Source organism: Flavobacterium sp. KH_001 (genome assembly GCF_057840745.1).
The window spans coordinates 1,865,389-1,880,050 of record NZ_CM174520.1 but is presented as its reverse complement, the minus strand read 5'-3'; the positions used below and the strand labels follow the sequence as shown (position 1 = coordinate 1,880,050).

General features: G+C 33.6%; 11 protein-coding genes and 2 tRNA genes. 3 read left to right on the top strand and 10 right to left on the bottom strand.

Translation table 11 applies throughout. The features are described 5' to 3' along the window. Window positions 1–8 precede the first annotated feature (8 nt). Genes infB through rimP form a run of 3 tightly spaced genes read right to left on the bottom strand, consistent with a single transcriptional unit; the run spans window position 9 to window position 4,671 of the window. On the bottom strand, window positions 9–2,891 hold the full coding sequence (gene infB / locus AC3ITQ_RS08225) for a translation initiation factor IF-2 (RefSeq protein WP_489237956.1): 2,883 nt from the start codon (window positions 2,889–2,891) through the stop codon (window positions 9–11). Between the two features lie 48 nt (window positions 2,892–2,939). Further along, entirely contained in the window at window positions 2,940–4,193 is a 1,254-nt protein-coding gene (nusA, locus tag AC3ITQ_RS08220) for a transcription termination factor NusA (RefSeq protein WP_489237954.1), read from the bottom strand. Between the two features lie 13 nt (window positions 4,194–4,206). Then, complete coding sequence (rimP, locus tag AC3ITQ_RS08215) at window positions 4,207–4,671, bottom strand: ribosome assembly cofactor RimP (protein ID WP_026983725.1); 465 nt, start codon at window positions 4,669–4,671, stop codon at window positions 4,207–4,209. Window positions 4,672–4,848: 177 nt separating this feature from the next. On the opposite strand from rimP, the gene AC3ITQ_RS08210 reads away from it, so the two are divergent. Beyond that, the gene (locus AC3ITQ_RS08210; RefSeq protein WP_489237953.1) at window positions 4,849–5,673 is read left to right on the top strand and encodes a universal stress protein; all 825 of its coding nucleotides are present in this window, start codon (window positions 4,849–4,851) and stop codon (window positions 5,671–5,673) included. A 75-nt stretch (window positions 5,674–5,748) separates the two neighbouring features. On the opposite strand, the gene AC3ITQ_RS08205 is transcribed toward AC3ITQ_RS08210, so the two are convergent. Together AC3ITQ_RS08205 and AC3ITQ_RS08200 are read right to left on the bottom strand one after the other, a co-directional pair. Next, window positions 5,749–5,819: transfer RNA gene (locus AC3ITQ_RS08205), tRNA-Gln, on the bottom strand. A gap of 266 nt (window positions 5,820–6,085) precedes the next feature. Then, a tRNA-Gln gene (locus AC3ITQ_RS08200) sits at window positions 6,086–6,156 on the bottom strand. 245 nt (window positions 6,157–6,401) lie between these two features. Here AC3ITQ_RS08200 and AC3ITQ_RS08195 point away from each other — a divergent pair. Both AC3ITQ_RS08195 and AC3ITQ_RS08190 read left to right on the top strand, forming a co-directional pair. After that, complete coding sequence (locus tag AC3ITQ_RS08195) at window positions 6,402–9,683, top strand: glycosyltransferase family 117 protein (protein ID WP_489237951.1); 3,282 nt, start codon at window positions 6,402–6,404, stop codon at window positions 9,681–9,683. A gap of 95 nt (window positions 9,684–9,778) precedes the next feature. Continuing rightward, complete coding sequence (locus AC3ITQ_RS08190) at window positions 9,779–10,417, top strand: polysaccharide deacetylase family protein (RefSeq protein WP_489237949.1); 639 nt, start codon at window positions 9,779–9,781, stop codon at window positions 10,415–10,417. Window positions 10,418–10,445: 28 nt separating this feature from the next. On the opposite strand, the gene AC3ITQ_RS08185 is transcribed toward AC3ITQ_RS08190, so the two are convergent. The 5 genes from AC3ITQ_RS08185 to AC3ITQ_RS08165 all read right to left on the bottom strand — a co-directional run bounded on the left by AC3ITQ_RS08185 (window position 10,446) and on the right by AC3ITQ_RS08165 (window position 14,541). Further along, the gene (locus AC3ITQ_RS08185; RefSeq protein WP_056190453.1) at window positions 10,446–10,748 is read right to left on the bottom strand and encodes a thioredoxin family protein; all 303 of its coding nucleotides are present in this window, start codon (window positions 10,746–10,748) and stop codon (window positions 10,446–10,448) included. 70 nt (window positions 10,749–10,818) lie between these two features. Next, window positions 10,819–12,054, bottom strand: coding sequence for a metallophosphoesterase (locus AC3ITQ_RS08180; RefSeq protein WP_489237947.1), 1,236 nt, complete (start codon window positions 12,052–12,054; stop codon window positions 10,819–10,821). Window positions 12,055–12,229: 175 nt separating this feature from the next. After that, window positions 12,230–12,415, bottom strand: a complete 186-nt coding sequence (locus AC3ITQ_RS08175; RefSeq protein WP_489237945.1) for a hypothetical protein — start codon at window positions 12,413–12,415, stop codon at window positions 12,230–12,232. A gap of 103 nt (window positions 12,416–12,518) precedes the next feature. Continuing rightward, window positions 12,519–13,856 (bottom strand): sensor histidine kinase, encoded by a 1,338-nt coding sequence (locus tag AC3ITQ_RS08170; RefSeq protein WP_489237943.1) that lies wholly within the window; start codon window positions 13,854–13,856, stop codon window positions 12,519–12,521. Window positions 13,857–13,866: 10 nt separating this feature from the next. Next, window positions 13,867–14,541, bottom strand: a complete 675-nt coding sequence (locus AC3ITQ_RS08165) for a response regulator transcription factor (protein WP_489237941.1) — start codon at window positions 14,539–14,541, stop codon at window positions 13,867–13,869. Window positions 14,542–14,662 lie beyond the last annotated feature (121 nt).

The following is a 14,662-nucleotide window of genomic DNA, read 5'->3' as shown; positions in this document are numbered from 1 at the left end:
ATTGAATATTATTTCAATTTCTTTTTGATTGCTACTTCATGGTATGCTTCAATAACATCTCTTTCTTCGATGTCGTTGTAACCTTTAATCTGGATACCACAATCGTAACCTTTAGAAACTTCTTTAACATCATCTTTGAAACGTTTCAATGCTACAAGTTCTCCTGTATGTACCACTACTCCTTCTCTAATAACTCTAATTTTAGAAGTTCTCATGATTTTACCATCCATTACCATACATCCTGCAATTGATCCCACTTTAGAAATTTTGAAAATCTCACGAATTTCAGCAGTTCCTAAAATTTCTTCTTTCATCTCAGGAGCTAACATTCCTTCCATCGCATCTTTCAAGTCATCGATAGCAGCGTAGATAATAGAATAGTAACGGATATCGATTTCCTCTTTATCAGCAAGTTGTCTCGCATTTCCAGCAGGACGAACGTTAAATCCGATAATGATTGCATCAGAAGCAGAAGCCAACATAACGTCAGTCTCCGTAATTGCACCAACACCTTTATGGATAATATTAATTTGAACTTCTTCAGTAGAAAGTTTAGAAAACGAATCTGATAACGCCTCAACAGATCCATCAACATCTCCTTTAAGGATTACGTTAAGCTCTTTAAACTGACCAAGAGCGATACGACGACCAATTTCGTCAAGTGTAATATGACGTTGTGTACGTACAGATTGTTCACGCATTAATTGAGAACGTTTAGATGCAATTTGTTTTGCTTCTTTTTCATCTTCAAATACATTGAACTTATCACCTGCAGTTGCAGCACCATCTAAACCTAATACAGATACCGGAGTCGACGGACCTGCTTCTTTAACGATATGTCCACGTTCGTCATGCATAGCTTTAATTTTACCATGATGCTTACCTGCTAACATATAATCTCCAACTTTTAAAGTTCCGTGTTGAACTAAAATTGTAGAAACATATCCTTTTCCTTTATCTAAGAAAGCCTCAACTACAGTTCCCTGAGCCGCTTTATTTGGATTCGATTTTAAATCTAAAATCTCTGCTTCTAATAAAACTTTTTCCAATAATTCTTTTACTCCTGTTCCAACTTTTGCAGAAATATCATGTGACTGAATTTTTCCACCCCAATCTTCAACAAGTAAATTCATACTAGCCAAACGTTCTTTGATTTTCTCAACATTCGCATTTGGTTTATCAATTTTATTGATTGCAAATATAATTGGCACTCCTGCAGCTTGTGCGTGAGAGATAGCCTCTTTTGTTTGTGGCATGATATCATCATCCGCAGCAACAACAATAATAGCGATATCGGTAACCTGAGCTCCACGTGCACGCATCGCGGTAAACGCCTCGTGACCCGGTGTATCTAAGAATGCGATTTTTTGACCGTTATCTAAAGTTACTCCGTAAGCTCCAATGTGTTGTGTAATACCTCCAGACTCACCAGCAATAACATTTTCTTTACGAATATAATCCAGTAAAGACGTTTTACCGTGATCGACGTGACCCATTACAGTAACGATTGGCGCTCTAACTACTAAGTCTTCTTCTTTATCTTCAACTACCTCAATGGCATCTTCAATATCAACTGTAATAAATTCAACCTCATAACCAAATTCATCGGCTACAATAGTTAATGTTTCAGCATCCAAACGTTGATTCATGGTAACCATGATACCAAGTGACATACAAGTTCCAATTACTTTAGTAATCGGCACATCCATCATGATTGCAATTTCACCAACTGTAACGAATTCTGTAACTTTAATAGTTTTACTTCCTTCATCAATCGCTCTTTGCTCCTCATCAGATTTCTGACGGTGTGTATCTCTTTTATCTCTTCTGTATTTAGCAGCTTTAGATTTACCACCTTTACCCTGAAGTTTTTCAAGAGTCTCTCTAATTTGGTTTTTTACTTCCTCTTCAGTAGGCTCAACTTTAGCCACAATAGCAGGACGGTTTCCTTTTACAAAACCAGGTCTTGCACTTCTGTTAGCATTAAAGCCTCCACCACCAGTATTTGGTGTGATTTTATTAGGGTTTGGTGTTCCCGGCGCATTACCTGTAGCAGGTTTTGGCGCACCCGGAGTACCTGGTTTCGGAGCTATTCTTTTACGCTTATTTTTGTTAGCGTTATTTCCAGCACCTGGAGCACCTGGTTTATTAGGCACTATCTTCGGATCTTCTTTCTTTTTCTTAGGCTTATTGAATTGAGATAAATCAATCGTTTGTCCAGTAAGAGTAGTTCCTGATAATTTTTGATATTGAGTAGTGATAGTCTCTTCAGCAGTTGCCGGATCTGTTGAAACAACAGGCTCTTGCGCTACTACTTTTGGAGCTTCCACTTTTACTTCTTTCTTCTCTGTAATAATAGGTTTTTCTACCTTTTTCTCTTCAGAAACAACAGGAGCAACAACTGGCTCAGGCTGTACAATTTCTTTTTGAACAGGTTTTTCTGGTTGAGCTGGAGTAACAACTGCTTTAGGTTCTTCTACTTTCGCAGGTTCCTCAACAGGAGCAGAAACAATTGCAGGTTTCTTTGGATTTAAATCAATTTTACCAACTTGAACAGGTCCGGTTACAACAGCTCTCGCTTTTATAACTTCTTGCTGTTTTTGGCGCTCTTCGTCTTGCCTGCGTTTGTCCTCAATTTCCTTCTCACGTTCAACACGTAAAGCCTCTTTTTCTTTTCTCTTCTCTTCTCCTACCTCTTTAGAAGCTTCCTTATTCCCCTTATCGCCCGCAAATTGGCTTTGTAGGATATTAAATTCGCTATCAGAAATTTTCGCATTCGGATTTGCATCAATAGCAATCCCCTTATCTTTTAGATAATCAACAGCTCTTTCTAACGAAATATTTAATTCCCTTAAAACCTTGTTTATTCTTATTACTCTCTCTTCAGACATATAACCTTTTTATTATTACCTTTTTCGTTGTGTTGTTAGAGCAGATAATTAGTTATCAAACTCTTCTTTTAGTATTTTCATAACGTCAAGAATAGTTTCCTCTTCTAGATCCGTTCTTCTTACTAAATCTTCTACTTCTTGTTTTAGAATACTTTTTGCAGTATCTAAACCTATTTTAGCAAATTCTTCAATTACCCAGCCTTCGATTTCATCTGAAAACTCTGTTAATTCAACATCGTCTTCATCAGCCGTTGCTCCTGCAACATCTCCCTCACGAATAACATCTAATTCGTAACCTGTTAGCTGACCAGCTAATTTAATATTGTGACCTCCTCTACCAATTGCTTTAGAAACTTCTTCTAACTTCAAGAAAACTTCAGCTCTTTTGTTTTCTTCATCAATTTTGATAGAAGAAACTTTTGCAGGGCTTAATGCTCTTGTAATAAACAATTGAATATTACTTGTATAATTGATAACGTCAATATTTTCGTTTCCTAATTCACGAACAATTCCGTGAATACGAGATCCTTTCATACCAACGCAAGCTCCAACAGGATCAATTCTGTCATCATAAGAATCTACCGCTACTTTTGCTTTTTCACCTGGAATACGAACTACATTTTTAACTGTAATCAAACCGTCAAATACTTCAGGAATTTCTTGTTCAAACAATTTTTCTAAAAACTTCTCAGAAGTTCTAGACATAATAATTTGAGGTTTGTTTCCTTTTAATTCAACACTTTCAATGATTCCACGAACATTATCTCCCTTACGGAAAAAGTCAGATGGAATTTGTTTTTCTTTCGGAAGTACAATTTCGTTCCCTTCATCATCAACCAAGATAACTACTCTAGGACGCACGTGGTGCACTTCAGCAGTATAAATATCACCGATAATATCTTTAAATTGCTTGTAAAGATTTGTATTATCGTGTTCGTGAATTTTAGATATTAAGTTTTGACGCAAAGCCAAAATAGCTCTTCTTCCTAAGTCAATCAATTTAACCTCTTCAGAAACTTCTTCGCCAATTTCAAAATCCGCTTCGATCATTCTTGCTTCAGTCAAGGTAATTTCTTCGTTCTCAAAATCAAGATCTTCGTCAGCAACGATTACTCTTCTTCTCCAAATCTCCATATCTCCTTTATCAGGATTTATAATGATGTCGAAGTTATCATCAGAACCGTATTTTTTCTTTAATGCATTTCTAAACACGTCCTCTAAAATTGCCATAAGCGTTACACGATCAATAAGTTTATTATCTTTAAACTCTGAGAATGAATCGATTAATGCTAAATTTTCCATGCGAATTCTTTAATTAAAATGTTACTGTAACAATTGCCTCTTTAATTTCTGTATAAGGTATTTGTTGCTCTTTTTGAACTGTTTCTTTTCCTTTTCCTACTTTTTTCGGTTCTCTTGCTTTCCAAGACAAAATTATAAAAACATCGTTAGCTTCTACTAATTCTGCTTCAATTTTTTCAGTATTTGTCGTAACAATCAACGTTCTACCAATATTTTTCTTGTATTGCCTTGTCATTTTCAAAGGTGACCCTACTCCAACCGATGCTACTTCAAGCGAAAAATCCTGTTCTTCACGATCCAGATTATTCTCGATTGCACGACTTACATCAATACAATCCTGCAACGCCACTCCATTATCTCCGTCTAAACCAACACTAATTTTGAAAGAATCTGAAATAGATAAATCAATCAAAAAGATTGAAGGCTTTTCCAGAAGAGCTTCTGCGATTAATCCGTTTACTTTTTCTTTAAATGTCATAATTTTATAAAAAGAGGGGACACTTAGTCCCCTCATTATTTAGATTTTAATAAATAACGGTGCAAATATAGTGTTTTTTTTATAAATCAAAATAAATTGATTGCTCTAAAAATATTTCTTATCTTTATAGAAGCATTAAAATCACGGATTATTCAAATAATTTAACCTCAAAAAATTATGAAACGAATTTTAGTCCCTACTGACTTTTCAGAACATGCAGAAGACGCCCTAAAAGTTGCTGCCCAAATTGCCCAAAAAAACGATTCTGAAATTATCGTTTTACACATGCTTGAATTACCACACCAAATGAATGACGCTATATTAGGTGGCGCAAGCATTCCCGAAACAATGCTTTTTATGAAAAAAGCAAACGAAATGCTTGACGAAATATCTTCAAGACCTTATTTGGACGGAATTCCGGTGACCGAAATTGTAAAAATAGACAAACCTATTCACGGAATCACACAAGTAAGCAAAGACTATGACATTGATTTAATTATCATGGGATCACACGGCTCATCTGGCGTTGAAGAACTATTAATTGGCTCTAACACTGAAAAAGTCGTTCGAAACTCTGAAATACCTGTTTTAGTTATCAAAAAAGATATTTCCGATTTCAAAGTAGCCAACATTGTTTTTGCCTCTGATTTTTCCGAAGAAACAAAAAAACCATTCGAAAAATTACTAAACTTTACTAAATTCTTTGAATCAAAAATACATTTGGTTACAATCTGCACACCAAACAGCTTCAAACCAACACATGTTATTGAAAAAGCAATGAAAAATTTCGTAACCGAATTCAATATCACCAACTATACAACTCACATTTACAACGATACCAACATTGAGAAAGGAATTATCAATTTTGCCAATAGCATAAACGCAGACATTATTGGAATGTGCACCCATGGAAGAACCGGCTTTGCACATTTTTTCAACGGCAGCATTAGCGAAGGATTAGTAAACCATGCAGTTAGACCTGTTATCACCTTGAAAATCTAAATCAGATTTTTACGACTTAAAATTCACATAAATTTATTACATAAAAAAAGCCTCTCAATTGAGAGGCTTTTTATGTTGGTCTACTAGGACTCGAACCTAGAAAGACTGCACCAAAAACAGTTGTGTTACCATTACACCATAGACCAGCAATGCTGTTAAGCGAGTGCAAATTTAAAGCTTTTTTTTAGTTTATACAAACTTTTTCAACAGAAGCACTAAGAAAGATTAACAAACCATTGTTTCTCAGACTCTTTATTACTTTATTTTTTTTCATCACAAACCAGACAGGTTTTCACATGACTTCTTTTTTTCAACTAACCCTCATCTTTTACACTCAATTTGAGATCCGAAATATTGAATTACCAGAAAAAATTAGCGCATAAAAAAAGCCTCTCAATTGAGAGGCTTTATGTTGGTCTACAAGGACTCGAACCTTGAAAGACTGCACCAAAAACAGTTGTGTTACCATTACACCATAGACCAGCAATGCTGTTAAGCGAGTGCAAATTTAAAGCTTTTTTTAGTTTACGCAAACTTTTTCGCGAAAAAAAATATTTTTTTCTTGTTTTTTTTCTTCCAAAACGCACAATACTTTCACAAGTATTTCACAAACAATACGTTACTTTCGCTAAATAGTTTTGTAGAATTTTATGTTAATGCTCGTTTCTTTACACAAAAAAACATTTTCTTTGTAGAATAGAAAACACACAAAATTTTAACATCTAAATATGGCACAATTCAATTTCAATAAATGGAATACAATTATTGGTTGGTTTGCATTTGCAATCGCTTTAACTACTTACACACTGACTGTTGAACCTACTATGAGCTTCTGGGATTGTGGCGAATATATCGCTACAGCCGCTAAACTAGAAGTTGGCCACCCACCGGGAGCACCTTTATTCCAGATGATGGGAGCCTTTTTCGCTATGTTTGCTATAGATAATCAGCATGTAGCAGTGATGGTAAACATGATGTCAGTTTTTTCTAGTGCCTTTACCATCTTATTTATGTTTTGGTCATCCTCTATGATTTTGAAAAAAATTGTAGCTCGTTTTGCCGAAATCGACCAAAACAATTCAATTGTTATTTTAGGAAGCTCATTTGTAGGCGCACTTGCTTACACTTTCTCTGATAGTTTTTGGTTTAATGCTGTTGAAGCCGAAGTTTACGCAATGGCTTCTTTATTAATTGCATTACTTTTCTGGCTTGGTCTTCGTTGGGAACAAGACATGGATGAACCAAAAGGAAATAAATGGTTATTAATTATCTCACTTGTTATAGGTCTTTCATTTGGAGTTCACTTTATGGCTTTATTGACAATTCCTGCAATTGGTTTTCTATATTACTTTAAACATTACGAAAAGGTTACCATCAAAAATTTCATTATTGCAAATGCTGTAGTAATTGCTATTTTGTTATTTATTTTTAAATTATTATTGCCATTAACGATGGCTTTCTTTGGAAAAACCGAAGTTTTCATGGTAAACAGCATGGGACTTCCTTTTAACTCAGGAACTATTTTTGTCGCATTACTTTTTATTGCTTTCTTCTATTTTGGATTAAAGTATACAAAGCAAAAAGGCTTGGTTTTCTACAACACTATTATTCTTTGTGTTTTATTCATCTTAATTGGTTTCTCAACCTGGATCATGTTACCTGTACGTGCTAATGCCAATACGGTAATCAACGAAAACAAACCATCTGATGCAACTGAAGTTTTAGCTTATTACAATCGTGAACAATATGGAGTTAATCCATTATTTTACGGCCCTCAATACACTGAAGTTTTTGCTGGTCTTGACGAAAAAAATCCATACTTAGATAAAAAACCAAACTACGAAAGAGATTATAAAACTGGTAAATATATCATCACGAATAATTATAAAAACGCAGATCAAAATTCTGATGATAATCAAAAAACGATTTTGCCTAGAATGTGGAGTACTGAAACCGGACATATTCAAAATTATATCAGTTTCACAAATCCTCCTGCTTTTAAAATTAATCCTAATTATCCGTACGAAGATGATTTAGCTAAATACGGTATTGACGCAAGCCAATTAAGTGAAGACGAATACAATAAGGCTACAGCTCAATTGAGAAATGAGGTTGAAAAAACCGTTTCTGAATTCAGAAAAGCATATGCTCAAAAACAAATCGATAACGAAGGTTACGTTAAATTCTTAAAAAGTTATGGCGACTATTTAATTATCGAAAAACCGTCAACTGTAGACAATTTCAGTTTTATGTTCGAATATCAATTTGGATACATGTACTGGAGATATTTAATGTGGAACTTCGTAGGACGCCAAAGCGATGAGCAGGGTAAATATGATAATCTTGACGGAAACTGGATCAGCGGAATCAAAGCCCTTGATTCGTTACACCTTGGTTCTCAAGACAATCTACCTTCCGATGTTTTAAATAACAAAGGAAGAAACGTTTACTTTTTCCTCCCTTTTATCTTAGGACTTATCGGAATAATGTATCATGCAAATAAAGATCTTAAAAGCTTTTACGTGCTTTTAGCCTTGTTCTTATTTACTGGTATTGCATTAAAAATTTATTTAAATGAAAGACCTTTTGAACCTCGTGAAAGAGATTATGCCCTGGTAGGATCATTTTATGTCTTTGCGATCTGGATAGGTTTTGGGGTCTATTCGCTATACGAAAGCATCCAGAAATATATTGCCCCTAAAATTGCCGGACCAATTATTATTGCCGGAACTTTATTAGCCGCACCTATCTTAATGGCTTCTCAAAACTGGGATGATCACGACAGATCAAACAAATATACTGCTGTTGCAATGGCAAAAGCGTATCTGAATTCTTGCGATAAAAACGCCATTCTATTTACCATTGGTGACAATGATACTTTCCCATTATGGTATGCCCAGGAAATCGAAGGCATCAGAACAGACGTTAAAATCGTAAATACAAGTCTGTTTATGACGGACTGGTATATTGATCAAATGAAAGCAAAATCATATGAATCTGATCCATTACCAATATCATTCACGCATGATGAATATGTAGGTGACAAACTAGACTATGTGGCTTATATTCAAAAAATTGATACGCGCTGGAACATCAATGACTTTATTAGTTTTATTAAAAACCCAAAATCGACTGTAGGTTTACAAAACGGACAAACGATTCATTTTTATCCAACTAATAAAATTAGAGTACCAGTTGACAAAAATCTTATCATCAAGAACAAAGTTGTCAATCCTAAATACAACGATTCTATCGTCCCGTATATGGATATAGACATTAAAGGAAGCGCGATCTACAAAAATCGTTTGATGATGCTTGATATCTTAGCCAATAATAACTGGAAAAGACCAATCTATTTTAGTGGTGGTGCTTTTGATGATGAAGATTATTTATGGTTAAAAGATTATTTACAATTAGACGGAATGGTATACAAATTAGTACCTGTTAGAAATGTCCCTTCAAAAGATGGAGGACCAATGGATATGGGACAAATTGACGCCGATAAAATGTACGATATTGTAATGAAATGGGATTGGGGCAACAGTGATAGTGATAAAATCTACCACGATCCTGAAACAAGAAGAAACAGTATCACATACCGCACTAATTTATCTCGTTTAAGTGAGCAATTAATTGCAGAAGGCAAAATCGACAAAGCTAAAAATGTAATTAATTTAGCAATGACAAAATTACCTGTGGATAAATATGGATACTACTCCTTGGTAGAACCGTTTGCAAATGGTTATTACAAAGTTGGAGAAACTGCAAAAGCACATGACCTGCTAAATAAATTAGTTCAGAAATATAAAGAGAACTTAAATTATTATGCTACATTGACTCCAGGTGATCAAACCGACTTAGCAATGGATATTATTACTGACATTGAGCGTTACAGAAGTCTTTTACAGGTTATGGAGCGCAATAAGGACAAAGCATTCTACGAAAAACACAAATTGACTTTTAATACGTATGTAAATGTTTTCGAACGTTTTGGACGCGAAAAAGAATAATAATATACGAAAAATATACTGATTAAAAAAATGCAACGCTTCTAGTTAAATAGCGTTGCATTTTTTATTTTTACATATCTCTAAATCATCTCACAATGAGCTTTTATTGGGTAAAAACAAATTCATTTATAAAAAGGGTGTTTTCTAAGTATTGTTGGGATATTCCAAATCAAGAAAAGAAAATATACCTCACTTTTGATGATGGCCCAACTCCAGAAGTTACGGACTGGGTTTTATCTGAATTAAAGAAATTTGATGCAAAAGCAACCTTCTTTTGTATTGGAAAAAACATCAATGCAAATTCATCTTTGTTTGAAAGATTAATTGCAGAAGGACATTCTATTGGTAATCATACCATGAACCATATCAATGGATGGAAAAGCCAAACAAATGATTATATTGAGAATGTAAAAACTTGTGCTACTATTTTATCAAATGAAAAAAGACTGAACGGCTTATTATTTCGTCCCCCTTACGGGAAAATTAAAAAAGCGCAATCTAAAATTTTACGAAAATTAGGCTACAAGATAGTAATGTGGGATGTCTTAAGTGCCGATTTTGATCAGAGCATTACTCCTGAAAAATGCCTTGAAAACGTTACTAAGAATGTACAATCCGGAAGTGTAATTGTATTTCATGACAGTATAAAAGCATCGCATAATTTAAAATTCGCTTTACCTAAAACTTTACACTTTTTAAAAGAAAACGGATATAAGTTTGATATTATTCATTAAAACAACACCAACTAAGAGGAAGTTTTAATTAGATACTGAATTGATCCTGAACAATTCCGATAATAGTATTTGCATCAAGCTCTCCTGATTGCCTCCATATCATTTGTCCTTCTTTATAAATCATTAAAGTAGGAAGTCCCTTTATACGCAAGGCTTCAGCAAGCTCCTGATTTTTATCTACATCAATTTTAATTACTTTGGCTTTATCGCCAAGTGCAGCAGCTACATCCTTAATAACAGGATGCATTGATACAGAAGATTCGTTCCAATCTGTGTAAAAATCTATTAACACTGGAACTTGGGCATTTATAAGTTCTCCAAATTTTGACATAAACCAAAAATTTAATTCTTTTAATCTATTAAAAAGAGATAATTAATACAAATGTAGCATTTTTAACGAATTAAGCCACATTGTTACCTTTTTTTAGTTCAATGACTGTAATTTCAGGCATAATACCTACTCGTCCAGGGTAAGCATGGAAACCAAATCCTCGATTTACATAAACATATCGACCCACATTCTCATACAATCCAGCCCATTGTTTGTAAATGTACTGCGCCAGACTCCATTTAAAATAGCCTGGAATTTCTATCCCAAATTGCATACCGTGTGTGTGGCCTGACAATGTTAAATGGAAATTTTTAGGATGTTCTTTAATTTCAGCTTCCCAATGACTTGGATCGTGACTCATTAAAACTTTAAAATCATCCTGATGAACATTTTGCGATGCTTTATTTAAATCACCTGCTTTTTTAAAATTAACACCCCAATTTTCTACTCCAATAAGAGCAATTTTATCATCGCCTTTGTGAATATAAGTATGTTCATTTAGCATTAATTTAAATCCTATTTGCCCATAAAGCTTCTTAATCTCTTGAAAATTTTCATCTTTTTGCTTCTCAGAAGGCCAGGTAACATATTCACCATAATCATGATTTCCTAAAACAGAAAACTTACCGTACTTATAGTCTCTAATTCTATTAAAGGTTTCCAGCCAAGGATGCATTTCTTTGGCATGGGTATTTACAATATCTCCCGTAAACAAAATCATATCTGCTTCTTGTTCATTGATTAGGTCAATTGCATAATTTATCTTTTCAGGATTATCAAAACTTCCGCTATGGACATCCGAAATATGAGTGATTCTGAATCCATCGAAAGCATCTGGCAAATCAGGAAAAAAGACTGTTTGTTTGATTACTTTGAAATTATATTTTCCTTCAAAAATTCCATAGATAATGGATAAAAAAGGTACGGCAGCCAATCCTAAAGCAATCTGACTGATAAACTTTCGTCTATCTGGCATCATTTCCTTTCTTGGTGCATTGTAAATAAAGTAGTTAAAAATACTTGCTCCTATTCTAAAGATATCTTCACCAAATAAAATAAGTGTCACTACAATTTTTGGTACATAAACCAGCAACATCAATCCTGTAGTAAACATAAACTGTCTGGTTTGCCCAACAGAACGATCTACTTGTGAGAAAGAATAAATTATAAAGATTAAAATAAGTAAGCTTATTACCTGATAACTAATCAAAACCCATCTTAATTTGATTAAAGTTCGAAAAGCCTGATAAGAATAGAACTCAATAAACAAAAAGAGAACACAAAGAATTACAAAACGAAGGATCATGTAGGTATAGTTTTAAGCAAAGTAACAAAGAATGAAAATTTTATTGCTTTTTATTATCAAAAATTTAACTCAAATAACAACAAAAAAAGCTGGCAAATTTCTTCACCAACTTCTTCTCTACCAAATTTTTTAAAACCTTTTAATCCACAATAAAGTTTACAAGTAAACTTATGCTTTATTTTTTTTGAGCTTTTGCCGCTTCTGGCTTAACTTCTGCTTTTTTAGCTTTTTTATCTGCTTTTTTGTCTTTTTTAGGAGCTTTAGCTTCTTTTACAGGGGTTGTTTGTGCTGGAGTTGTTTGAGCGCTTACCATTGCAGTTGTTCCTAAAACAGCTACTGCTAACATTACTAATTTTTTCATGATTTTAAGTTTTTACGATTATTATCTCATTATTTATAGCTCAAAGATATAATCGGAAAATGAAGACAAAATGAAGATTGGAGTACTTCTGAAAATTTAACTTTTAATTATGCAAATGCACTTCGGGAAACAAAAGTGTAAAGTTTGATCCTTCATTAATTTCAGAAGCAACCTTAATTTCTATATGGTGAAAAACAGCAATACTCTCAGCAATAGCGAGCCCCAAACCCTGACCGTCCTGATCAGAACTTATTCTTGCAAACCTATTAAATACTTTTTCGATTTGAGCAGTGTTCATTCCAATACCAGAATCTTTAATAGAAATAAAATATTGGCTACTATTAAAACCATCTTCAACTACAATACTGCCTTGTGGTTTATTATATTTTATAGCATTGGTAACTAAATTGTAAATCAAGATATGGATTAACGTTTTATTTCCTCTGAAAACAAAATCATGTTTTATCTGGTTTGAAAACTGAATTTCTTTGTCCTCAATTCGATCTTGTAAATCTTCCTGCAAATCATTTAAAATCTCTTTAAAATTGATTTTCTCATTCGCTTCATATTGATTGTTTTCAATTCTGGAAATCAATAATAAATTATTGATGATTTTTTTCAGCATATCTAAGGTTCGCAATGCACCCGCAATTTTATCAATCGCATTATCATCTAAAGAATCATTTTGTAATAAATTTTCAAATTTGTTTTTAAGCAAAGCAATTGGCGTCAGTAATTCGTGAGAAACATTTGAAATAAATTGTTTCTCTTTTTTGAATAGTTCTCCAATGCGATCCATCATCTGGTTTAAAACCAAATCTAATTCTCTAAAATCTCGTGATTTTGCATTTATAGGAGTATGATCAAAAGCTTCAGGTTCGTTGACGCGCCTGATTTTCGTATCAATAATTTTATAAAAAGGTTTGAGCAAATATTCGATATAAACGGTGTCAGCCAGAAAAGTCACTAATAGAATAATAACCAATACAATAATGATAAACAACCGAATAATAAAAGTAAGATCGTTTACTTCGCTTAAACTGCTTCCTATTTCTAATTTATAACCCTGATTTTCATAAGTAAAATGATACTGCAGGATTCGATATTCATTTTCCTCCCCTTCAATTGTGCGGTAATCATTGTTGAAAGTTGTTTTTTTCTGATGTGGTTTCCCGGTAATCTTAGAAAGCACCAAAAACTCACTGTGCAAAGTTGAAAACTGAGAATACGTTTCGGTAGAATCATTTGAATTTTCGATAAAATCATCGATCTCCTTTTTATTTAGGTGATCAATAAATTTTTTCTTTTTCTCAACCAATCCATTATTAATGTGCCTGTAAACTACATTTTCAACCAGAATTGGCAACATTAACCATAAAACCAGAATCACCAACAATCTTGTCAGTGCATTAAAAATGGCCAATTGGTGTTTTATTTTCACAGAAATTTTTTTACTGGTTTATACGATAACCCACATTCCGAACGGTTTCAAACCAGTCTATTGCAGTGTGTTTATCTAGTTTTTTACGAAGGTTTCGAACATGAACATCAATAAAATTAGAATCTGAATTCACCTCCAGAATATCGCCCCAAATATGCTCGGTAAGCTGAAGTCTTGTTATAACCCGGTTTTTATTCAAAACAAGATATTGAAAGATATCAAACTCTTTTTTCGTTAAGCTGATTGGAATGTCATTATAAGTAACTTTATAATCCTGCAGCTGCAATAAAAATCCGTTCACTTCTAAATTATTCAAAGTAAAACCATGAATTCTTCTGATTACAGCAAATAATCGAGCACTTAATTCGGTCAACGCAAATGGTTTTGTCAGATAATCATCGGCACCTAAATGAAGACCATTTATTCTGTCGTCTAATTCACCTCGTGCTGTTAAAACAATTCCAGCCATTTTAGATTTGGTTTTACGGATGGTTTTCAAAACTTCAAAACCATCTCCGTCCGGTAAACCCAGATCCAGCAACATTGCATCGTAATCGTTACTGCCCACTTCTTCAAGAGCATCGCTGCAACTATTTGCAATTTTACATATATAACCCACGTTACACAAAAAATCGTAAACCTCTACAGCAAGTTCTTTATTATCTTCAACAATTAAAACATTCATAAAAACAGCTTTTAAGCGTAACTAAATTTACGCAATTATGAAAAGTCCTGATACGCATTATTAAAAAATTAACGAATAGAAAAAAGCTGACAAATTTCTTCATCAGCTTTCTCATCCACAT

What these genes read in the sequence shown, in the direction of transcription:
- AC3ITQ_RS08180 (WP_489237947.1), bottom strand. Translation starts at nt 12,054, where the DNA reads ATGATCCTTCGTTTTGTAATTCTTTGTGTTCTCTTTTTGTTTATTGAG.
- AC3ITQ_RS08185 (WP_056190453.1), bottom strand. Translation starts at nt 10,748, where the DNA reads ATGTCAAAATTTGGAGAACTTATAAATGCCCAAGTTCCAGTGTTAATA.
- AC3ITQ_RS08165 (WP_489237941.1), bottom strand. Translation starts at nt 14,541, where the DNA reads ATGAATGTTTTAATTGTTGAAGATAATAAAGAACTTGCTGTAGAGGTT.
- AC3ITQ_RS08175 (WP_489237945.1), bottom strand. Translation starts at nt 12,415, where the DNA reads ATGAAAAAATTAGTAATGTTAGCAGTAGCTGTTTTAGGAACAACTGCA.
- AC3ITQ_RS08210 (WP_489237953.1), top strand. Translation starts at nt 4,849, where the DNA reads ATGAAACGAATTTTAGTCCCTACTGACTTTTCAGAACATGCAGAAGAC.
- AC3ITQ_RS08195 (WP_489237951.1), top strand. Translation starts at nt 6,402, where the DNA reads ATGGCACAATTCAATTTCAATAAATGGAATACAATTATTGGTTGGTTT.
- AC3ITQ_RS08190 (WP_489237949.1), top strand. Translation starts at nt 9,779, where the DNA reads ATGAGCTTTTATTGGGTAAAAACAAATTCATTTATAAAAAGGGTGTTT.
- rimP (WP_026983725.1), bottom strand. Translation starts at nt 4,671, where the DNA reads ATGACATTTAAAGAAAAAGTAAACGGATTAATCGCAGAAGCTCTTCTG.
- infB (WP_489237956.1), bottom strand. Translation starts at nt 2,891, where the DNA reads ATGTCTGAAGAGAGAGTAATAAGAATAAACAAGGTTTTAAGGGAATTA.
- nusA (WP_489237954.1), bottom strand. Translation starts at nt 4,193, where the DNA reads ATGGAAAATTTAGCATTAATCGATTCATTCTCAGAGTTTAAAGATAAT.